Source organism: Bacteroides sp. AM41-16 (genome assembly GCF_003603495.1).
Classification (GTDB): domain Bacteria; phylum Bacteroidota; class Bacteroidia; order Bacteroidales; family Bacteroidaceae; genus Bacteroides; species Bacteroides uniformis.
The window spans coordinates 60,702-82,543 of the sequence record NZ_QTNE01000019.1 but is presented as its reverse complement, the minus strand read 5'-3'; the positions used below and the strand labels follow the sequence as shown (position 1 = coordinate 82,543).

At 47.9% G+C, this 21,842-nt stretch carries 16 protein-coding genes; 13 read left to right on the top strand and 3 right to left on the bottom strand.

Translation table 11 applies throughout. The annotated features are described in order from the left end of the window. The first annotated feature begins 4 nt into the window (after nt 1-4). From DW896_RS15840 to DW896_RS15820, 4 genes are all read left to right on the top strand, one after another. Complete coding sequence (locus tag DW896_RS15840) at nt 5-2,359, top strand: BamA/TamA family outer membrane protein (protein WP_009037264.1); 2,355 nt, start codon at nt 5-7, stop codon at nt 2,357-2,359. A gap of 126 nt (nt 2,360-2,485) precedes the next feature. Beyond that, a complete protein-coding gene (locus DW896_RS15835; protein WP_005828584.1) occupies nt 2,486-3,397 on the top strand; it encodes a nucleotidyltransferase in 912 nt (303 codons plus the stop codon). Between the two features lie 453 nt (nt 3,398-3,850). Continuing rightward, the gene (locus tag DW896_RS15825) at nt 3,851-4,183 is read left to right on the top strand and encodes a DUF3795 domain-containing protein (protein WP_034528899.1); all 333 of its coding nucleotides are present in this window, start codon (nt 3,851-3,853) and stop codon (nt 4,181-4,183) included. Between the two features lie 235 nt (nt 4,184-4,418). Beyond that, nucleotides 4,419-5,195: a class I SAM-dependent methyltransferase gene (locus DW896_RS15820; RefSeq protein ID WP_034528898.1), complete on the top strand. Its 777-nt coding sequence runs from the start codon at nt 4,419-4,421 to the stop codon at nt 5,193-5,195. 74 nt (nt 5,196-5,269) lie between these two features. Here the strand turns inward: DW896_RS15820 and DW896_RS15815 are convergent, their stop codons facing one another. Next, on the bottom strand, nt 5,270-6,118 hold the full coding sequence (locus DW896_RS15815; protein ID WP_005828555.1) for an AraC family transcriptional regulator: 849 nt from the start codon (nt 6,116-6,118) through the stop codon (nt 5,270-5,272). A 220-nt stretch (nt 6,119-6,338) separates the two neighbouring features. Here DW896_RS15815 and DW896_RS15810 point away from each other — a divergent pair, with 220 nt between their 5' ends. From DW896_RS15810 to rodA, 9 genes are all read left to right on the top strand, one after another. Next, nucleotides 6,339-7,832: an ATP-binding protein gene (locus DW896_RS15810; RefSeq protein ID WP_005828554.1), complete on the top strand. Its 1,494-nt coding sequence runs from the start codon at nt 6,339-6,341 to the stop codon at nt 7,830-7,832. 104 nt (nt 7,833-7,936) lie between these two features. Next, complete coding sequence (gene abc-f, locus DW896_RS15805) at nt 7,937-9,898, top strand: ribosomal protection-like ABC-F family protein (protein WP_009037260.1); 1,962 nt, start codon at nt 7,937-7,939, stop codon at nt 9,896-9,898. Nucleotides 9,899-9,918: 20 nt separating this feature from the next. After that, complete coding sequence (locus DW896_RS15800) at nt 9,919-11,955, top strand: M13 family metallopeptidase (RefSeq protein WP_009037259.1); 2,037 nt, start codon at nt 9,919-9,921, stop codon at nt 11,953-11,955. 160 nt (nt 11,956-12,115) lie between these two features. Further along, nucleotides 12,116-13,639, top strand: coding sequence for a bifunctional phosphoribosylaminoimidazolecarboxamide formyltransferase/IMP cyclohydrolase (gene purH / locus DW896_RS15795; RefSeq protein WP_009037258.1), 1,524 nt, complete (start codon nt 12,116-12,118; stop codon nt 13,637-13,639). 122 nt (nt 13,640-13,761) lie between these two features. After that, nucleotides 13,762-14,784 carry a rod shape-determining protein gene (locus DW896_RS15790; RefSeq protein WP_005828544.1) on the top strand — a complete coding sequence of 341 codons (1,023 nt, stop codon included), beginning with the start codon at nt 13,762-13,764 and terminating at the stop codon, nt 14,782-14,784. Beyond that, nucleotides 14,784-15,629, top strand: coding sequence for a rod shape-determining protein MreC (gene mreC, locus DW896_RS15785; RefSeq protein ID WP_005828542.1), 846 nt, complete (start codon nt 14,784-14,786; stop codon nt 15,627-15,629). Before DW896_RS15790 ends, mreC begins: the two co-directional genes overlap by 1 nt. Before the next feature lie 106 nt (nt 15,630-15,735). Next, nucleotides 15,736-16,239, top strand: a complete 504-nt coding sequence (gene mreD / locus DW896_RS15780) for a rod shape-determining protein MreD (protein ID WP_005828540.1) — start codon at nt 15,736-15,738, stop codon at nt 16,237-16,239. 19 nt (nt 16,240-16,258) lie between these two features. Further along, complete coding sequence (gene mrdA, locus DW896_RS15775; protein WP_034525656.1) at nt 16,259-18,127, top strand: penicillin-binding protein 2; 1,869 nt, start codon at nt 16,259-16,261, stop codon at nt 18,125-18,127. A 91-nt stretch (nt 18,128-18,218) separates the two neighbouring features. Beyond that, nucleotides 18,219-19,676, top strand: a complete 1,458-nt coding sequence (rodA, locus tag DW896_RS15770) for a rod shape-determining protein RodA (RefSeq protein WP_009037257.1) — start codon at nt 18,219-18,221, stop codon at nt 19,674-19,676. 317 nt (nt 19,677-19,993) lie between these two features. Here rodA and DW896_RS15765 read toward each other — a convergent pair whose 3' ends face one another. Then, nucleotides 19,994-20,479 (bottom strand): gliding motility lipoprotein GldH, encoded by a 486-nt coding sequence (locus tag DW896_RS15765; protein ID WP_009037256.1) that lies wholly within the window; start codon nt 20,477-20,479, stop codon nt 19,994-19,996. Further along, on the bottom strand, nt 20,457-21,833 hold the full coding sequence (ricT, locus tag DW896_RS15760; RefSeq protein ID WP_009037255.1) for a regulatory iron-sulfur-containing complex subunit RicT: 1,377 nt from the start codon (nt 21,831-21,833) through the stop codon (nt 20,457-20,459). The genes DW896_RS15765 and ricT overlap by 23 nt, the downstream gene beginning before the upstream one ends. Between the last annotated feature and the right edge of the window lie 9 nt (nt 21,834-21,842).

Sequence of the window (21,842 nt, the reverse complement as noted above, 5' to 3'; positions counted from 1 at the left end):
TGATATGAAACGACTGATATTATATATTGCAGGATTGATATTTCTGGCAGGTTGCTCCACCACGAAGCACTTGCCCGAGGGGGAGATACTCTATACCGGCCAAAAGCCGATGATTGTATTGAACCGCAGTGAAACGTCTGTTGGTGAGATTGCTATGGAAGAGGTGGAAGCCGCCCTTGCTACGGCACCGAACAATTCGTTGCTGGGAAGCTCTACTATCCGCTATCCCTTTCCTTTCGGACTGTGGATTTACAATGGTTTCCAGAAGTATGAGAAGGGATTCGGAAAGTGGATATTCAATAAATTTGCCGCCACTCCGGTGCTTATGTCTACGGTGAATCCCGATATACGCCAGAAGGCGGCGGTTAACTTGCTGCGCGATTATGGCTATTTCAACGGAAGCGTCAGCTACAAGACATTTATCGACCCGAAGGACTCGCTGAAGGCAAAGTTGCAATATACGGTGAACATGCGTAACCCCTACTTTATAGATACGGTATATTATCGTGGTTTCAGCGAGCGTACCACTCGCATTATGGAGCTGGGACGCCGACGTTCCCTTATCAGTTCGGGAGAACAATTCAATGTGGCTGATTTGGATGGGGAGCGTACCCGTATCAGTACCCTGCTGCGTAATGTGGGCTGTTATTATTTCCGTCCCGACTACCTAACCTATCAGGCCGATACCATGATGGTTCCCAATGGGCATGTCCAGATGCGCTTGATTCCCGTTCCCGGTATGCCAAAGGTAGCCGAGAAGCAGTTCCGTGTGGGGCGTAAATCCGTCTATCTTCTTGGAAAGCAGGGGCAGGAACCCAATGACAGCATGGATTACAAAGGCTTGACCATACATTACTACAACAAACCTCCGGTACGTCCCAACATGCTTTACCGTTGGTTGAACTATCAAGGTTATCGGCGGAAACGTCAGATACAGGACAGCGCAGGTATTGCCCGCCAGCGTTCTATGCAGAGTTTGTATAGTTTGTACCGTCAGACCCGTATTCAGGAGCGTCTGGCAAGCGTCGGTATTTTCCGTTATGCGGAGATGCAGTATATACCGCGTGATACGGCGTTTGTGTCTGATACATTGGATGTGAGGGTCATTGCCGCGCTCGATAAACCCTACGATGCGGAGTTGGATTTTAATGTCACCATGAAGAGCAATAACCAGACGGGACCGGGTGCCGCTTTTACGGTGACGAAGAACAATGTCTTCGGTGGCGGTGAAAGCTGGAATGTGAAGTTGAACGGTTCGTACGAATGGCAGACGGGCAAGGCAAGTTCTTCCTTGATGAACAGTTATGAACTGGGTATCTCCACTTCGCTTATCTTTCCGCGCGTGGTGTTTCCTAGGATGGGCGACCGTGAGTATGACTTCCCGGCTACAACGACTTTCCGTTTATATGCCGACCAGATGAACCGTGCCAAGTATTATAAGCTGTTGGCTTTTGGCGGTAATGTCACTTATGACTTCCAGCCCAAATCGACTTCCAGGCACAGTATAACTCCTTTCCGGTTGACATTCAATGTACTGCGCAATCCTACTGCCGCTTTCGATACGTTGCGTGCCGAGAATCCGGCACTCTACGTTAGTTTGCGCGACCAGTTCATTCCTGCCATGGAGTACACCTATACTTATGACAACGCTTCCGTGCGCGGCAAGCGTAACCCCATCTGGTGGCAGACCACCGTTGCGTCGGCCGGTAACCTGACTTCTGCCGTCTACCGTATTTTCGGCAAGCCGTTCAGTGAGGAAGGAAAGAAGCTTTTCGGGGTACCTTTTGCACAGTTCTTGAAGCTGAACTCGGAATTCAGGTACCATTACCGGATAGACAAGAACCAGATGATAGCCTCGCGTATTGCCGGAGGGGTGATATGGTCGTATGGCAACGCTACGACCGCACCTTATACGGAACAGTTCTATATCGGCGGTGCCAACAGTGTGCGCGCCTTTTCTGCACGCAGTATAGGTCCGGGCGGCTATCCTCCCGAGACGGATAGGAAATATACCTATATCAACCACGTGGGTGATATTCGCATAGAAGCCAATATCGAGTATCGCTTCCGTATGATTGCCGACTTGCATGGAGCGGTGTTTCTGGATGCCGGCAATGTATGGCTGATGCGTAAAGATGAAAACCGCCCGAATGGTGAATTTACGTTGAAGAATTTCCCGAAACAGATTGCTTTGGGCACGGGATTTGGCTTGCGTTACGATTTGGACTTTCTTGTTTTTCGTCTGGACTTGGGTATCGGGCTGCATGATCCGTATGATACCGGGAAGTCGGGGTATTATAATATTCCCAAGTTCAAGGACAGCATGGCGTTGCATTTTGCCATCGGTTATCCGTTCTAAATGTACCTTTTTGAACGGATAGTGGTAAAGAATGAACTAAAACTCCCTTCTGTCAGCCATAAATTTTTGTACATTTGCAGCCGTTATCAACTGTGATATACTAACCTTTTTAAATAATAACTAAATATGAAACCAACTTTATTCTTATTGGCAGCCGGCATGGGCAGCCGTTATGGTGGCTTGAAACAATTGGACGGACTAGGCCCGAATGGCGAAACTATCATGGATTATTCTATTTACGATGCCATCAATGCCGGTTTTGGAAAGCTCGTTTTCGTAATTCGTAAAGATTTTGAGCAGGATTTCCGCGACAAGATTATTTCCAAATACGAAGGCCATATCCCCTGCGAACTGGTATTCCAGTCCATCGATGACCTTCCCGAAGGCTTCACCTGCCCCGAAGGCCGTACCAAACCTTGGGGAACCAACCATGCTGTAATGATGGGTGCCGATGTAATAAAGGAACCGTTTGCTGTTATCAACTGCGACGATTTCTACGGTCGTGATTCCTTCCAGGTAATGGGCAAATTTCTTGCAGCCCTTCCCGAAGGTTCCAAAAATGTATATTCCATGGTAGGCTTCCGCATCGGTAATACATTGAGCGAAAGCGGTACCGTATCCCGTGGTTTGTGCGGAACGGATGCAAACAACTTGTTGACTTCTGTAGTAGAGCGTACCAAGATTCAGCGTATGGACGGCGAGGTGAAGTACATCGATGATAACGGTGAATGGACTGCCACTCCCGAGACGACTCCGGTCAGCATGAACTTCTGGGGCTTTACTCCCGATTACTTTGCTTACAGTGCAGAGTTTTTCAAGAGCTTCCTGAGCGACCCGAAGAATATGGAGAATCTGAAAAGCGAATTCTTCATCCCGCTGATGGTGGATAAGCTGATTAACAATGGCACTGCTACCTGCGAAGTGCTCGATACAACCAGCAAGTGGTTCGGTGTGACTTATCCCGAAGACCGTCAGAGTGTAGTCGACAAGATTCAGGCTTTGGTGGATGCGGGTGAGTATCCTGCGAAGCTGTTCTAAAGTAAGACGGAAGGATAACTTGATTCGCATTAATTTATTTGGGTAAAAGAACAAAAGGACAAATATGGGGAAGGCGTTTGCCAGAGCTATATTTGTTCTTCTGTTTTCTGTTCACGAGGTGTCTGGTGCAAGCATACTGAAATGTTGGAACAGAACCCTGCATTGGGCTCACCGATATTGGAACCTTTGAAATCAGATTACTCCAAGTATGTCCGGAACAGCGTAGGGAATTGGTTAAATGATGCAAGTAAGACGCAATCCGGATTTGTAAGGAAGCTTTGCAGGCGTTGGGAAAGTGAAACGAAAGAGACCAAGTATATCGTTAAGAAAGCGCTGAGGACTGTCGGTAAATGAGTGTCTGTTCCAAGGTATGGGGTGAGTTTTGGGCTTACTGAATCGATGTGCGGGAAAAAGGGCATTATATCCTCAAACATAAATCGTTATAACCAAGTGATGAAACAATTAATTGCATGTTGCGGGTTGGATTGCGAAAATTGCGCCGCCCGTATAGCCACTGTCAATAATGACGATGAGCTGAGAGAGAAAACTGCCAAAGAGTGGAGTGTGCTGAACAATACGCCGGAAATTACGCCGGAAACCATCCATTGTATGGGGTGCCGTGCAGACGGGGTGAAGTTTGCCTATTGCAGCGATTATTGTGCTATCCGCAAATGTGTGTACGAAAAAGGTTTCAATACTTGTGGCGACTGTAAGGAACTGGATACTTGCCAGGTGGTAGGTGCGGTTCTTCAGCATGCGCCCGGTGCAAGGGAAAATCTTTATTAACCGTAAAATCTTTGATTAAATAAAATATTGCGTATCTTTGCAGTATGACAAAGACATTTAAATCGGATTTGGTTTTGTAAACAATCTGTGTTCCCTGCACAGATTGTCCCCCCTTCGTTTACTCTCGGATAACTTCTTTCGAGAGTGTTTTTTTATTGTTATAATTCAAGTTTAATCCGCATATTATGCTGAAGGTATTGTGATACTTTCCGTATATGCAAAATATAGTAAGAAAATGAGTAACGAAAATAAAACTATCCACGATTTCGAACTTAATTTAATCTGTGACTTTTTCTCCAATATGGAACGACAAGGCCCTGGCAGTCCTGAAGCGACGTTGAAGGCATTGAGCTTTGTAGACGGTCTTACCGATGAATCCTTTATTGCCGATATCGGCTGTGGAACGGGTGGCCAGACAATGGTAGTAGCTGGCCATGTGCCGGGGCGGATTACAGGAATTGACCTTTTTCCCGGCTTTATTGATATCTTCAACCGTAATGCAAGGCAGTTAGGCTTGCAGGACAGAGTAAAAGGAATTGTCGGTTCAATGGATGCCCTTCCTTTCGGTGAGGAGGAGCTGGATATGATTTGGTGTGAAGGTGCTATCTATAACATTGGCTTTGAACGTGGCTTGAAGGAGTGGCGTAAGTATCTGAAACCGGGAGGGTATATTGCCGTCTCCGAGAGTTCATGGTTTACGGACGAACGCCCTGCGGAAATCAATGACTTCTGGATGGACGCTTACTCTGAAATGGATACACTTCCCAATCAGGTGACCAAGTTGTACAAGGCGGGTTATCTCCCCGTTGCTACATTCATTCTGCCGGAGAATTGCTGGACAGAGCATTACTTTGCTTCAAAGGTTGCGGCCCAGGAGATTTTCCGTAAGAAATATGCCGGTAATAAAATTGCCGAAGAGTTCAGCTCACTCCAAATGATTGAGGATGAACTATACGGCAAATATAAGGAATTCTACGGTTATGTGTTTTTTATTGCTAAGAAGGTAGATTGATGGCAGACTTCTCTTATTGAGGAATGCGGGTATTCTCATGGCAGAATATCCGCATTTTGTGTTTTGAGTGGATTTTATTGTTTTGAGGATGTGCGGAACTTCTGAGGAGGTATTCCCGTATGACGTTTAAAGAATTTGTTGAAGAAGGCCGCATTATTAAAACCTAGACTCACGGCTATATCCTTTATCGGAGTGTTGGCGGTACAAAGTTGTGCTTTGGCATCCATGATGATAGTATTGTTGATGATTTCCATGGCTGTATGTCCTGATTCCTTTTTGACAAGGCGGCAAAGAGCTGCCGGTCTCATATTCATTTTCAATGCATAATAGGACACTTGATGCTCCCGGACATAGTCTGTGTGTACCAATCGGATAAAAATGCGGTATTGGTTGAAATGCCTGCTGCCCGGAGTCTCTTTTATTCTAGGGCGTTCCGGACAGAGTTCGGATATACCTTGTAACAGATAGGTCAGTAGAGTTTGCAATGAAACTAGACTTGAGGGGCTTTCTGTTCTTTGGTAGAGGTGTGACAAATAGGTCATGAACTCGGCATAAAGCTGGAAGTCCGTTTTCGATAGAGGAAAAATATAGTGTTTGCCTATAATGTGAAACTTATCCATCATGACCTTGCCGGCCCCTGAACTCTGGATAAGTTGTTGGGAAAATATGACGACATATATTTCAGCATCGTCTGACGTGTGTAGCAATTGTACGAAGGTCTCGGGAGGAATAACTAGGAGGGTGTTAGCTTCAACCCTGAATTGAGTATGGTTTATGATGGTTTTCAGAACTCCTTTGGTGCATAGAGCGAAGATACTGGCCTTGGTGTGGTATGGCTTTTCCACTAGCGGATTCAGTTCATTGGTTGTGATATGATTGCAGGCAATGAACTCGGCATTTATATTGAATTCGGATATATTCATGTTGGAGATTTTAAGACACAAAAATGGGGGATAATAATGTATAAATGACAGAGATAACAGTTAAAATCAATATTACGCTCAATTTGTCTCTGTTAAATAAGGTAAAGTTGTGAATAATAGAATATATACATGCTAAAACGGAATATTGATTTATAAGGGTTTGTTTGTGGCATAAGCATTTTAGCCCGAACTTTGCTCCTTGTATGATAAAACAATTCTGATGAATCCGAATGTTCCTCAAGAAGTACGTATAATAAATGCCATCTCCGAGCAGTTGTTCAACTCATGGCCCGTCAGCATTATTATGATTGATTTGGAAGATTGTATCTGGCGTCTGAATCAGCAGGTGATGAATGAACTCCATTTGAATGAGTATGTGATAGGGCGGCGTATCACTGACTTATTGGAAGTGGTATGTGATAAAAAGAATGTGTTAGAAGACCTTTTGCTGCAACTTCGGGAGAGGGATGTGCGGATTATTCCCTTAGATATCAATTGCTTTATACGTGAATTGAAGAGTGGTATCAGTTTTCTGATACAAGGTGCTATGGTGGGAATTCATGAAGATGGACAATTGGTGAGGATTGTACTCTATTTCAGGAATGTGTTGGAAGAACGGACACAGAAGCATTTGCTGAATATTGCGCTGAGCCGCACCCAGATATTTCAATGGTCTTTCGACATGGAACATAATCTGATGATTATAGAACCGCGTTATTTTGAATATTTGGGGATTCCTACGCGTGACTATACGCTGACGCCTGAGGAATTCGCATTTCTGATTCATCCGGACGACCGGAAGGGAGTGTTTGATGCTTTGGCTTTACAGTTGCATGGTAATTTGTACGAACGCCCAGTGGAATACCGTCTACGGAGGGGAGACGGCAAGTGGGAGTGGTTTGAGGCGCAATCTACCTATGTGGGGCAATTGACGGATTTGCCGTTCCGTATCATCGGTATTTGCATGAGTACGCAGAAATACAAGGATACGGAGAATAAATTGAACGAGGCTTTGCAGAAAGCGCAACGTAGCGATGAGTTGAAGAGCGTATTTCTTGCTAATATGAGCCACGAGATACGTACGCCACTAAATGCCATTGTGGGCTTCTCTACACTACTGGCTTGTGGGGATGCCGACTTGTCGCGGCAGGAGATTATGGAATTTACGTCTTTGATTGAAAAGAACAGCCAGTTGTTAATGGTGTTGATTTCAGATATTCTGGATTTGTCCAAGATAGAATCGAACACGATGGAATTCCATTTTGAGAAGGTTTCTTTAAATGGCATATTGGAAAGCATTTACAGTGCGCAGAAGATGAATCTTCGGAAAGGAGTGGAGTTACTGCTAGACCTTCCGGACCGGGCGGCAGTTATCTATACAGATCCTACGCGTTTGGGGCAAGTTGTCAACAATCTTATCAATAATGCGGTGAAGTTCACTGCTGAAGGACGCATAACCATAGGGTATAGGCTGAAGGACTTTGCTACATTGGAAGTCTTTGTGGAAGATACGGGAACCGGCATGTCGGAAGAAGTTCTGGCGCACATTTTTGAACGTTTCTATAAGGGAGATGCTTTTGTGCAGGGCACGGGATTGGGATTGGCCATTTGCAGGACTATCGTTGAAAGGTTTCATGGAAAAATAGAAGTGGCCTCAACTCTTGGCAAGGGGAGCCGCTTTGCAATTGTCCTTCCGCAGGAAATGCGGGAGTAGTGTTCTCTTTCTTGGATATTTGATGTAATTATGTGAGCGTATGATATTGTATAACGTTGAAAATCGCTACCTTTGCAGTCTTGAACGATAAATTCATTGACACTATGATATCTGTAGAAGGACTGAAGGTAGAATTTAATGCCACTCCTCTGTTCGAAGACGTCTCTTATGTTATCAATAAGAAAGACCGTATAGCTCTTGTCGGCAAGAATGGTGCCGGTAAGTCCACCATGCTCAAGATATTGGCTGGCATTCAGCAGCCCACTGCCGGCGTTGTTGCCGTTCCCCGTGAATGTACTATCGGGTATTTGCCCCAAGTGATGATACTCAGTGACAAGCGCACCGTAATGCAGGAGGCTGAACTTGCCTTCGAGCATATTTTTGAGATGCAGGCGGGCATCGAACGCATGAATCGGCAACTTGCCGAACGTACCGATTACGACAGCGAGGATTACCAGAAACTGATTGACCGCTTCACTCACGAAAACGAACGTTTTCTGATGATGGGCGGCACCAACTACCGTGCCGAAATAGAGCGCACGCTCCAAGGGCTGGGCTTCAGCCGCGAGGACTTTGACCGCTCTACAAGCGAGTTTTCCGGTGGTTGGCGTATGCGTATAGAGCTTGCCAAGCTGTTGCTTCGCCGTCCGGATGTGTTGCTGCTCGACGAGCCTACCAACCACCTTGACATCGAGAGTATCCAGTGGTTGGAGAACTTCCTTTCCACCCGTGCCAATGCGGTGGTGCTTGTCAGCCACGACCGCGCCTTTTTGAACAATGTCACTACGCGTACCATCGAAATAACTTGTGGACGCATTTACGACTATAAAGTGAAATACGATGAGTTCGTGGTGCTTCGCAAGGAGCGCCGGGAGCAGCAACTGCGTGCTTACGAGAATCAGCAGAAGCAGATACAAGATACGGAAGACTTTATCGAGCGTTTCCGGTACAAAGCTACCAAGGCTGTGCAGGTGCAAAGTCGCATCAAGCAACTTGAAAAGATAGAACGTATCGAGGTGGATGAGGAAGACAACTCCTCTTTGCGCCTGAAGTTTGTTTGCAGCAGCCGTAGCGGTAATTATCCCGTCATCTGCGAGGATATGGAGAAATCCTACGGTGAGCACATTGTTTTCCATGATGTGAATTTGACCATCAACCGAGGAGAGAAGGTTGCTTTTGTCGGTAAGAACGGCGAAGGAAAGTCTACGCTTGTAAAGTGTATTATGGGTGAGATTACGGATTATACCGGAAAACTTACACTGGGACATAATGTGCAGATTGGATATTTTGCCCAGAACCAGGCACAACTTTTGGATGAGAACCTAACTGTATTCGATACGATTGACCACGTGGCCGTAGGGGATATCCGCCTCAAAATTCGTGATATTCTGGGTGCTTTCATGTTCGGCGGTGAGGCTTCGGATAAAAGGGTGAAGGTGCTCAGCGGTGGAGAGCGTACCCGGCTTGCCATGATAAAACTGCTGTTGGAGCCGGTGAATTTCCTGATTCTCGACGAACCTACGAATCATCTTGACATGCGTTCCAAAGATGTGTTGAAGGAGGCTATCCGCGATTTTGACGGAACGGTGATAATAGTCAGCCATGACCGTGATTTTCTGGACGGACTTGCGACTAAAGTGTACGAGTTTGGTGGCGGACTGGTGAAGGAACATCTGGGAGGAATTTATGATTTCCTGCAAAAGAAGCAGATAGAGAGCCTGAATGAGTTACAGAAATCCCCTTCACTTTCCGCTTCGCCCACTGCCGGTAAGGCGGCATCAGGAAATGCTGGTGCAGAACCGGTTCAACCCTCGGCAGCCAAACTCTCTTATGAGGAGCAGAAGGAGCTTAATAAGAAGCTCAAGAAACTGGAACGTCGCGTTGCCGATTGTGAAGCGGAGATAGAGCAGACGGAGGCTGCCATTGCCATTCTTGAGGCCAGGATGGCCACACCGGAAGGTGCTTCGGACATGTCGCTTTATGAGCAGCACCAAAAACTGAAAGAGCAGCTTGACCGCGTGATGGAAGAGTGGGACGCGGCTACTGTAGAGTTGGAGAATCACTAACTATTATATTTTATATGTTTATGAAAGCAAATCATTTGTTACCCATTGCAGCATTCTGTCTGATGACGGCTTCCTGCAACACCGGCAAGCAGCAGGCTGAACTTACAGCAGGCATCCAGCTCGCCAATCTTGACACAACGGCTCTACCCGGAACTGACTTTTACCAATACGCATGTGGCGGTTGGATGAAGAACAATCCGATTCCTGCTGAATACTCACAGTACGGTTCTTTTACTATCCTTGCAGAAAACAACCGCAAGCAGATTCAAGGACTGATTGAAGAGCTTGCCGCCACCCAGCACGAAGCCGGCAGCGTGGCACAAAAAATCGGTGACTTGTACAAAATCGTGATGGACAGCGTGAAGCTGAACAAGGACGGTGTAGCCCCCATCAAGGCTGAACTCGACCAGCTGGCTGCTTTGAAGGACAAGAAGGAGCTTTATGCCTTGCTGGGCGATATGCAGAAGAAGGGTATCATCGCCTACAACGTGCTGTATGTTGGCGCTGACGAAATGAACAGTAGCATGAATGCTGTACAGACCTATCAGACCGGGCTGAGCATGGGCGAACGTGAATACTATCTGGAGAATGATGAGGCTACTGCCAAAATTCGTGATGCTTTCCGTACACATGTACAGAAGATGTATCAGTTGGCTGGTTTCGACGAGGCTACTGCCAAGAAAGGTATGGAGGTGGTGATGGATGTGGAAACACGTCTTGCCAAGGCTTTCCGCTCTCGTACGGAGTTGCGTGACCCGCATGCCAATTATAACAAGATGAGCATGGAAGAGTTGAAGAAGAATTATCCTACTTTCGATTGGGATGCTTATTTGTCTGCCATGGGCTTGAAGGATGTGAAGGAAATCATCGTAGGCCAGCCCGCTTCACTGAAAGCTGCTGCCGATATTCTGGATACGCTGCCCATTGAACAGCAGAGCCTTTATCTGCAATGGAAATTGATTGATTCTGCCGCAAGCTTGCTGAACGATGCTATGGCAGAACAGAACTTCGACTTCTACAGCCGCACCATGAGCGGTACACAAGAGATGCAGCCCCGCTGGAAGAGAGCGGTAAGCACTGTAAGCGGCGCGCTGGGCGAAGCTGTAGGTCAGATGTACGTGGAGAAATATTTCCCTGCTGCTGCCAAGGAGCGTATGGTGACTTTGGTGAAGAACTTGCAGGAAAGCCTGGGCGAACGTATCCAGAATCTTGCTTGGATGGGTGATTCCACTAAGGTGAAAGCTCTGGAGAAACTGGCTACCTTCCATGTGAAGATTGGTTATCCCGACACTTGGAAAGACTACTCCACACTGGAAATCAAAAACGACTCTTACTGGGCAAACATGGAACGTGCCAACGAGTGGAGCCATGCCGAAATGATAGCCAAGGCCGGCAAGCCGGTGGATAAGGACGAATGGCTGATGACTCCGCAGACCGTCAACGCTTACTATAACCCGACTACGAACGAAATCTGTTTCCCCGCCGGTATCCTGCAATATCCTTTCTTCGATATGAATGCGGATGATGCCTTCAACTATGGTGCCATCGGTGTGGTAATCGGTCATGAGATGACTCACGGATTCGACGACCAGGGTCGCCAGTACGACAAGGACGGTAACCTGAAAGACTGGTGGACTGCTGAAGATGCCAAGAACTTTGACGAGCGTGCTCAGGTGATGGTGAACTTCTTCGATAGCATCGAGGTTGCTCCGGGCGTATATGCCAACGGACGCATGACATTGGGTGAGAATATTGCCGACCACGGTGGTCTGCAGGTTTCTTATCAGGCATTCAAGAAAGCTACGGCTGCCAATCCGCTGCCGGTGCTGGATGGTCTTACTCCCGAACAACGTTTCTTCCTGGCATACGCAGGTGTATGGGCCAATGATATCCGTCCCGAAGAAGTGCTGAACCGCACGAAGAGTGATGTGCACTCATTGGGCGAATGGCGCGTAAACGGTGCATTGCCGCAAATCGGTGCTTGGTATGAGGCATTCAACGTGACAGAAAAAGACCCGATGTTCTTGCCGGTAGAAAAACGTGTATCTATTTGGTAAACCAACAAAATAACCCTTAAAAAAAGGCGGCAGACTGGAAACAGATGCCGCCTTTTTTAATTATACCTAATTTATTGTGTATGAATGTATGTATGAATAAACAAAATTTGTAACTTTGCGCATCAAATACTAATATACGCATACTTTAATACGCAAATCCATGTCTGAAACAAAAAGAATCAAAACAGCTCTGGTATCTGTTTACCATAAGGAAGGTTTGGACGAAATCATTACCAAACTGCATGAAGAAGGTGTAGAGTTCCTCTCAACCGGTGGAACCCGTCAGTTTATAGAATCCCTGGGTTATCCCTGCAAGGCAGTGGAAGACCTCACTACATACCCTTCCATCCTGGGCGGACGCGTGAAGACTTTGCATCCGAAGGTTTTTGGAGGTATTCTTTGCCGCCGCGGATTGGAGCAAGACATGCAACAGATTGAAAAATATGAAATCCCCGAAATAGACCTCGTCATTGTTGACCTCTATCCGTTTGAGGCTACCGTTGCCAGTGGTGCCGAAGAACCTGCCATCATCGAAAAGATTGACATAGGCGGTATCTCTCTGATTCGTGCCGCAGCCAAGAACTATAACGACGTGGTTATCATCGCTTCGCAAGCACAATATCAGCCGTTCCGCGACATGCTGATGGAACACGGAGCCACTACTACCATCGAAGAACGCCGTTGGTTTGCCAAAGAGGCTTTCGGAGTGTCTTCACACTATGATTCTGCCATCTTCAACTATTTCGATGGCGAGGAAGGTTCCGCTTTCCGTTGCTCTGCCAACAGCCAGAAGACTTTACGCTATGGCGAGAATCCGCATCAGAAAGGTTATTTCTATGGCAATATTGATGCTATGTTCGACCAGATTCACGGTAAGGAAATCTCTTATAACAACCTGCTCGACATCAATGCTGCCGTTGACTTGATTGACGAATTCAAGGATACGACTTTCGCTATCCTGAAGCATAATAATGCTTGTGGACTGGCTTCACGTCCCACTGTGCTCGAAGCATGGAACGATGCGCTTGCCGGTGACCCGGTATCCGCTTTTGGTGGTGTGCTCATCACTAATGCCGTGATTGACAAGGCTGCTGCCGAAGAAATCAATAAAATTTTCTTTGAGGTGATTATCGCTCCCGATTATGATGTGGATGCGTTGGAAATCCTCGGTCAGAAGAAGAACCGTATTATCCTGGTCCGCAAGCCGGCAGCTTTGCCTAAGAAGCAGTTCCGTTCTTTGCTGAATGGCGTATTGGTTCAGGACCGCGACCTTAAGGTGGAAACTCCAGAAGAATTGAAGACTGTAACTACGAAGGCTCCCACTGCACAGGAAATTGAGGATATGCTCTTTGCAAACAAGATTGTGAAGAACAGTAAGTCGAATGCCATTGTGCTGGCAAAAGGAAAGCAGTTGTTGGCAAGTGGTGTAGGTCAGACCAGCCGTGTGGATGCTTTGAAGCAGGCTATCGAGAAAGCCAAAAACTTCGGTTTCGACTTGAATGGCGCTGTAATGGCAAGTGACGCATTCTTCCCTTTCCCCGACTGCGTGGAAATTGCCGGCAATGAAGGCGTAACAGCCGTCATCCAGCCGGGTGGAAGCATCAAGGATGAACTCTCGTTTGAATATTGCAACGAGCATGGCATTGCCATGGTGACTACGGGATTCCGTCACTTTAAACACTAATTCGGATTTACGATTTGACGATTTACGATTTACGATTGAAGTTACATCGTAAGTCTGAATCTCAAATTGTAAACAAGAGGAATATCAATCGTAAATCGTAAATAGTTAAATCGTAAATATTAATGGGATTATTCTCCTTTACACAAGAAATAGCGATGGACCTTGGCACAGCCAATACCATCATCACCACGAATGGCAAGATTGTGGTGGATGAGCCTTCGGTGGTGGCTTTGGACCGTCGTACCGATAAGATGATTGCCGTGGGTGACAAGGCAAAGATGATGCACGAAAAGACCCACGAAAACATACGTACCATCCGTCCGTTGCGCGATGGTGTGATTGCCGACTTCTATGCCTGCGAGCAGATGATACGTGGACTTATCAAGATGGTGAACAACCGTAACCGTCTTTTCTCTCCGTCACTCCGCATGGTGATTGGTGTTCCTTCGGGCAGTACCGAAGTGGAGCTGCGTGCCGTGCGCGACTCTGCCGAGCATGCCGGCGGGCGCGACGTTTATTTGATTTTCGAGCCGATGGCTGCTGCCATCGGTATCGGTATCGATGTAGAGGCTCCCGAAGGCAACATGATTGTTGACATAGGTGGTGGTTCTACGGAAATTGCCGTAATCTCTTTGGGAGGTATCGTAAGTAACAATTCCATCCGCATTGCCGGTGACGACCTGACTGCCGATATTCAGGAATACATGAGCCGCCAGCACAACGTGAAGGTCAGCGAGCGTATGGCTGAGCGTATTAAGATTAATGTGGGTGCTGCCTTGACGGAACTCGGTGAGGATGCTCCTGAAGACTATATCGTTCATGGTCCGAACCGCATCACGGCATTGCCCATGGAAGTGCCGGTATGCTATCAGGAAGTGGCGCATTGCTTGGAGAAGTCTATCTCTAAGATTGAGACAGCCATCTTGAGCGCATTGGAAAATACGCCTCCCGAATTGTATGCCGACATCGTTCACAACGGTATCTATCTTGCCGGTGGCGGTGCATTGCTTCGTGGACTGGATAAGCGTCTGACTGATAAAATAAACATACCGTTCCACATTGCGGAAGACCCCTTGCATGCCGTTGCCAAAGGTACGGGCGTGGCATTGAAGAACGTTGACCGCTTCTCATTCTTGATGCGGTAATGCGAAATTTATTAAACTTTCTCATTAAATATAATTACTGGTTCCTCTTTCTTCTGTTAGAGGTTGCCAGTTTTATTTTATTATTTCGCTTTAATCATTACCAGCAGAGTGTGTATTTCACCTCTGCCAATGGCGTGGCGGGGAAGGTTTATGAAATATCGGGTGGCATCACTTCCTATTTCCACTTGAAGACGGCCAACGAAGACCTGCTCGACCGCAACATGTGGCTGGAGCAGCGGCTTTCGTTTCTGGAAAATGTCCTGAAGGAGAAAGGATTGGACTCCGCCAGGTTGTACAGCATGGAACGGCTTGCTCCTACGGAGTATCAGATATTCAAGGCGAATGTCATAAAGAACAGCTTGAACAAGGCTGACAATTATATCACTTTAGACCGTGGAACAACAGAAGGTATCCGTCCTGAGATGGGAGTTGTAGATGCCAATGGCGTGGTGGGTATTGTGTATAAGACCTCTCCCCATTACTCGTTGGTCATTCCGTTGCTGAACAGCAAGTCGAGCATCAGCTGTAAGATTGTGGGCAGTGATTATTTCGGTTATTTGAAGTGGGAGGGAGGTAATTCCCGTTTTGCCTATCTGAAGGATTTGCCCCGGCATGCTGAATTCAATCTGGGAGATACAGTAGTGACCAGCGGCTATTCCACCGTGTTTCCAGAAGGTGTCATGGTGGGGACGGTGGATGACATGTCTGACTCGCACGACGGGCTTTCGTATCTGTTGAAGATAAAGCTGGCTACGGACTTTGGAAAGGTGAGCAATGTGCGCGTCATTTCCCGCAACGGGCAGGATGAACAAAAGGCATTGGAGTCGAGGGCAGACGAGAAGTGACTAAGAAATTAGGGATTAGGGGTTAAGGATTAGGGATTAATCATCTTTATATCTTATAACTTATACACTCAATAACTTGTAACTCGTAACTTATAACTCATTAGCGTTGTTAATTAATTATCTGCATAAAATAGGATGGTTCATAGGCTTGGTACTGTTGCAGGTGCTGATATTGAACAATGTGCATATTGCAGGATATGCCACTCCATTTCTGTATATCTACTTGATACTGAAGTTTGAGTCGGACACTCCCCGCAATGCGTTGATGTTGTGGGCATTCTTTTTAGGGCTGGCTGTCGACGTCTTTTCCGACACACCGGGGATGAACGCTGCCGCTACGGTGTTGCTAGCTTTCTTGCGCCCCACTTTCCTGCGGCTGTTCGTGCCTCGTGACACGCTGGATACACTGGTTCCGGCCATCCGTACAATGGGGATTCTTCCTTTCCTGAAATATCTGGTTGTGAGTGTGCTGATACATCACGGCTTGTTGCTTACCCTCGAATTCTTCTCTTTTGCCCATATTGGTACGCTGTTGTTGAGAATTGCGGCAAGTACCCTGCTTACTGTGACCTGCATTATGGCTGTTGAGGGAATAAGAAAGAAAGGATAAAGGGATTAAGGATTAGGAATTGATGAAAGACTATACACTGGAAAAGCGGAAATATGTAATTGGAGCGGCGGCTATTGTCATCGTTCTTATTTACGTGTTCCGGCTGTTCGACCTGCAAATCATGACTGATGACTACAAGAAAAACGCGGACAGCAACGCTTTTCTGAACAAGATACAATATCCATCACGGGGGGCTATCTACGACCGTAACGGTAAGTTGCTCGTGTTTAACCAGCCTGCCTATGATATTACGTTTGTGCCTCGGGAGGTGACGCAGCTGGATACACTCGACCTTTGCAGTGCCTTGAACATTACCCGTGAACAGTTTGACAAACGGATGAAGGACGTCAAGAACCGCTGGATGAACCCCGGTTATTCCAAATACACCCATCAGGTGTTCATGACGCAGCTTTCTGCCGAAGAGTGCGGTGTGTTTCAGGAGAAGCTGTTCAAATTTCCAGGTTTCTATATTCAGCGGCGTACTATCCGCCAATATACCTATAACTCTGCCGGCCATTTGCTGGGAGACATCGGCGAAGTGTCCAAGAAAGACATTGAGAACGATGACTATTATATTCGCGGAGACTATATAGGCAAGCAAGGCATCGAGAAATCCTATGAAAAGTATCTGCGTGGAGAGAAGGGGGTGGAGATTCTGCTTCGTGACGCTCACGGGCGCATCCAGGGACACTACATGGACGGACAGTTGGACCGTTCCTCCGTACCCGGCAAGAACCTGACGTTGGGCATCGACATTGACCTCCAGATGTTGGGCGAACGGCTGCTTCAACACAAAATCGGTGCCATTGTGGCCATCGAACCGGCTACGGGTGAGATACTATGTATGGTTTCCTCGCCTACCTTTGACCCTCATCTGATGATAGGGCGCCAGCGGGGAAAGAACCACCGTCTGCTGCAGATGGACAAGCGGAAGCCTTTGCTGAACCGTGCCATCATGGGAGCTTATCCGCCGGGCTCCACCTTCAAGACGGCGCAGGCGCTGACCTTCCTTCAGGAAGGGATTATCCACGAAGATTATCCGACTTTCCCTTGTGCGCATGGCTTCAATCATAAAGGCCTTCATGTGGGATGTCACGGACATGGTTCGCCTCTGTCGCTGATTCCTGCCATCGCTACCTCTTGTAATTCCTATTTCTGTTGGGGATTGTATCGCATGTTCGGTGATAAAAAATACGGTTCGCCGCAGAATGCCATTACCGTATGGAAAGACCACATGGTATCGCAGGGCTTCGGCTATCGGCTCGGTACCGACCTCCCCGGCGAACAGCGTGGACTGATACCGAATGCAAAGTTCTACGACAAGCCCTATCGGGGTTCGTGGAACGGTCTGACGGTGATTAGTATCTCCATCGGGCAGGGAGAGATTCTTGCCACCCCGTTGCAGATAGCCAATCTGGGTGCCACCATTGCCAACCGGGGGCATTTCATTACTCCGCACATCGTGAAGGAGATAGAAGACAATGAACTGGACAGCATCTATCGCAATCCCCGTTATCCCACCATCGACCGCGAATATTATGAAATGGTGGTGAAAGGCATGCGTGCCGCTGTAGACGGAAGTACGGGTAGCGCCACTTGCCGCATGGCGGGAGCCATCCTGCCGGGTGTGGAGGTCTGCGGAAAGACGGGCACGGCACAGAACCGCGGCAAGGACCATTCTGTCTTTATGGGCTTTGCCCCGATGGACAACCCTAAGATAGCCATTGCCGTCTATGTGGAGAACGGTGGTTTCGGTGCCACGTATGGCGTACCTATCGGTGCCATGATGATGGACCAGTATCTGCATGGAAAGCTGTCGCCCGAGAATGAGATACGGGCGGAAGAATTCAGTAACCGGGTGATACTTTACGGAGATGAGGAGAGATGATGATGAGGGGTTGGGGATTAAGGATTAGGGGTTAGGGATGAACGGTGAGTGACTTCAATAGTAAATAGTAAATCGTAAAATCGTAAATAAATTGGTGACAAGGAGAGATAGCATATGGAAATCATTGGACTGGGTGACGATTGTCGTTTACCTGCTGCTGATTGTATTCGGCTGGTTCAGTGTCTGTGGGGCGAGTTATGATTATGGTGACCGTGACTTTCTGGACTTCTCTACGCGTGCCGGCAAGCAGTTTGTCTGGATTATATGTTCCTTCGGGCTGGGGTTTGTGCTGCTGATGCTGGATGATTCCCTCTATGACATGTTCTCCTACCTTATATATATAGGGCTGATGCTGTTGCTGATTGTCACGATATTCATTGCGCCCGACACGAAAGGGTCGCGGTCGTGGCTCATCCTGGGGCCGGTCAGTTTGCAGCCGGCGGAGTTTGCCAAGTTTGCCACGGCGCTGGCGCTTGCCAAGTATATGAGCGCCTACTCGTTTACGATGAAGAATTGGAAAAGCTCCCTTATGTTGGCTTTCCTGATTCTCTTCCCCATGTTGCTGATTATCCTACAGCGGGAGACGGGTTCGGCATTGGTGTACTCTGCATTTTTCCTGATGCTTTATCGGGAGGGAATGCCGGGCGTGGTACTGTTCTCGGGTATATGTGCAGTGGCCTACTTTGTGGTGGGCATCCGTTTTGATGCGGTGATGATTGCCGATACACCGACGCCTATCGGAGAATTTGCCGTACTGCTGATGGTACTGCTCTTTGCCGGAGGTATGGTGTGGGTTTATAAAAAGCGCTGGGAACCCACACGGAATATTATCGGCGGTTCGCTGGGAGTGCTGCTCGTGGCTTATCTGATTTCGGAATACGTGGTACCCTTCAACTTGGTGTGGGTGCAGTGGGGGCTTTGTGCACTTGTTGTCGGGTATCTTGTCTTTCTTTCTTTAAGCGAGCGCCATTTATCTTATTTTCTGATTGGGCTGTTTGCTTTGGGTTCGATAGGTTTCCTCTACTCCAGCGACTACTTCTTCAATAAAGTGCTGGAGCCCCATCAACAGATACGTATCAAGGTGGTGCTTGGTATGGAAGAGGACCTTGCTGGTGCCGGCTATAACGTGAACCAGTCGAAGATAGCCATCGGCTCCGGGGGGCTGACCGGCAAAGGTTTCTTGAATGGTACGCAGACAAAGCTGAAGTATGTGCCGGAGCAAGATACGGACTTCATTTTTTGCACCGTGGGTGAGGAGGAAGGATTCGTAGGGTCTACGGCTGTACTGTTACTGTTCCTTATTCTTATTTTACGGCTGATTGTCGTGGCCGAGCGGCAGCAATCTCCCTTTGGCCGGGTGTATGGTTATTCTGTGCTTAGTATATTCTTGTTCCATCTATTCATCAATATAGGCATGGTGCTGGGGCTGACCCCCGTCATCGGTATCCCGTTGCCTTTCTTCAGTTACGGAGGTTCTTCTCTCTGGGGATTCACAATCCTGCTGTTTATCTTTCTGCGGATTGATGCGGGACGTAATCGTCGAATTTAGTTATGACCGTTTCCTTGTGGGACATACGAATGGACTTGATTATCATTACATTGCATTTACACATTGTTTACATCGTAATGTAACGGCCGTTACACCGCATTGTAACGTCCTTTACGCTGTATCGTAACGACTTTTACGCTATATTGTAACGCCCTTTACATGCTGGTGTAACGGTCGTTACATCCTGGCGTAAAAGACGTTACGCTATGAGGTAAGAGGGCAAGTTATGATACCCCGCCCGTTTCCGCTTCAAGGAGACGTGAGTGGGAGACTGAGGTGGTTGTTAGAAGAAGGTAATAAAGAACAATAGGGAGTTCCTATCTCTTCAGTTTGATGCCGATGTCATTGATTCCTTGCAGCCTTTCGTCCGGTAGCGTATAGGCCACTTTAAAGAGGTAGGTGCCGGGTTTGCCGATTCGAACGCTTCCTGCGGAGACGGCAGTCTGATAGAGACCTCCCCAGCCGTCACCTTTCCAGATTCCTTCTTTGTCCGCGAGGATTAGCTGTATGGTGTCCGTGGGTGACGGAATGGAATCTGCGGTGGTGTAGCAGATGGATAGAGGTAGATTCTGATAGGGGTAGTTGCTTCGGTTACGAACTTCCAAAGACAGTTTGTAGTAGGTCAGTGAGTCGGTGACCTTCACGTCGAAAGAGAGCGTGTCTTCGCGCAGCCAGCCTTCGGTGGGAAGGGATTGGAAGGAATGGTATACAGTCTGTTTGTCGCAAGCGCTCAGCAGGCTTGCGACAAACAGTAGTATGATACCTTTCAGGCAGAGATTCCTATTCTTGAGCCGGTTTGTCATTTTGGGCAGGTCTTTCACCTTGAGGTTTGGGCTTATTGTTACGGGGCGGACGACGGTTGTTATTGTTCCGTTGTTGACGTTCGCCTTGTTGCTGTTCACCTTGTTTGGGTGCTTGCCGGTCTTGTTTCTGTCTCGGTTGCCGGTCTTGCCTGGATTGTTCTCTCTGGTTGTTGGATTGCGGAGCACCCTGCTGCTCACCTCCTTGCGGACGACCGTTTCCACTCTTTTTCTTTCTCTTGTTACGGCTGTTGTTGCTGTTCTCGCCACCGTTGCCGTCACTGCCACTCTTGCCTTTCCGGTTGCGGTCAAAGCGAGTGAGACTCTCTTGTTCCAGCAAGTCCACCGGCTTTTTGGGTTCGGAACGATGGGTTTCTTCTATCAGGCTGTCGGGCTTGATGCCACGTCTGTTCAAACCGATAATCTCGAAGGCGCGTCTGCCGCTGATGGTCACCAGGTTGGCGGGGATGTTCTTGTCGCTTGAGTAGGTTATCTGGTTGCTCAGAATGTCGGCTTTGAAGAAGAAGAACTCACCGTCTTTGGTCTCTAAGGTAATCTCGCGTGAGGGCAGGCGTTTCTGTGCTTCCACGTAGCAGTCTACTTCGTAGTTGAGGCAGCACTTCAGTTTGGCGCATTGTCCGGCAAGCTTCTGCGGATTCAGTGAAATGTCCTGGAAGCGCGCCGCGCTGGTGGATACCGATACGAAGGAGGTCATCCAGGTGGCGCAGCACAGCTCGCGTCCGCAGGGACCGATACCGCCGATGCGTCCGGCTTCCTGGCGGGCACCAATCTGTTTCATCTCGATACGCACGCGGAAAGCGTCGGCAAGTACCTTGATGAGCTGGCGGAAGTCCACCCGTTCGTCGGCTATGTAGTAGAAGATGGCCTTGTTGCCGTCTCCCTGATATTCCACGTCTCCAATCTTCATGTTGAGGTTGAGGTCCAGGGCTATCTGACGCGAGCGTATCATGGTGGAGTGTTCACGGGCTTTTGCCTCGTTGTACTTCTCCATATCCACAGGCTTCGCCTTGCGGTAGATGCGTTTGATGTCTGCCTCAGACTTGATATTGGCTTTCTTCATTTGCAGCGGCACGAGACGTCCGGTCAGGGTCACCACACCGATATCATGTCCGGGGGTGGCTTCTACGGCTACGATGTCGCCTTTCTCCAGAGGTATCTTGTTGCTGTTGCGGAAATATCCCTTGCGGGTATTCTTGAACTGAACCTCTACCAGCTCGCTCTCATCGGCATTGCCCGGAATGTCTGCCAGCCAGTCGTAGGTGTTCAGTTGCTTGTCCTGCCTGCCGCAACTCTTGCAGCAGAGACCTCCGCTTCCGTTATGTAGTTTAAATTCCATCATCTATTT

What these genes read in the sequence shown, in the direction of transcription:
- DW896_RS15810 (WP_005828554.1), top strand. Translation starts at nt 6,339, where the DNA reads ATGAATCCGAATGTTCCTCAAGAAGTACGTATAATAAATGCCATCTCC.
- DW896_RS15820 (WP_034528898.1), top strand. Translation starts at nt 4,419, where the DNA reads ATGAGTAACGAAAATAAAACTATCCACGATTTCGAACTTAATTTAATC.
- DW896_RS15790 (WP_005828544.1), top strand. Translation starts at nt 13,762, where the DNA reads ATGGGATTATTCTCCTTTACACAAGAAATAGCGATGGACCTTGGCACA.
- DW896_RS15825 (WP_034528899.1), top strand. Translation starts at nt 3,851, where the DNA reads ATGAAACAATTAATTGCATGTTGCGGGTTGGATTGCGAAAATTGCGCC.
- purH (WP_009037258.1), top strand. Translation starts at nt 12,116, where the DNA reads ATGTCTGAAACAAAAAGAATCAAAACAGCTCTGGTATCTGTTTACCAT.
- DW896_RS15815 (WP_005828555.1), bottom strand. Translation starts at nt 6,118, where the DNA reads ATGAATATATCCGAATTCAATATAAATGCCGAGTTCATTGCCTGCAAT.
- DW896_RS15765 (WP_009037256.1), bottom strand. Translation starts at nt 20,479, where the DNA reads ATGACAAACCGGCTCAAGAATAGGAATCTCTGCCTGAAAGGTATCATA.
- DW896_RS15800 (WP_009037259.1), top strand. Translation starts at nt 9,919, where the DNA reads ATGAAAGCAAATCATTTGTTACCCATTGCAGCATTCTGTCTGATGACG.
- DW896_RS15835 (WP_005828584.1), top strand. Translation starts at nt 2,486, where the DNA reads ATGAAACCAACTTTATTCTTATTGGCAGCCGGCATGGGCAGCCGTTAT.
- abc-f (WP_009037260.1), top strand. Translation starts at nt 7,937, where the DNA reads ATGATATCTGTAGAAGGACTGAAGGTAGAATTTAATGCCACTCCTCTG.
- ricT (WP_009037255.1), bottom strand. Translation starts at nt 21,833, where the DNA reads ATGGAATTTAAACTACATAACGGAAGCGGAGGTCTCTGCTGCAAGAGT.
- mreC (WP_005828542.1), top strand. Translation starts at nt 14,784, where the DNA reads ATGCGAAATTTATTAAACTTTCTCATTAAATATAATTACTGGTTCCTC.
- DW896_RS15840 (WP_009037264.1), top strand. Translation starts at nt 5, where the DNA reads ATGAAACGACTGATATTATATATTGCAGGATTGATATTTCTGGCAGGT.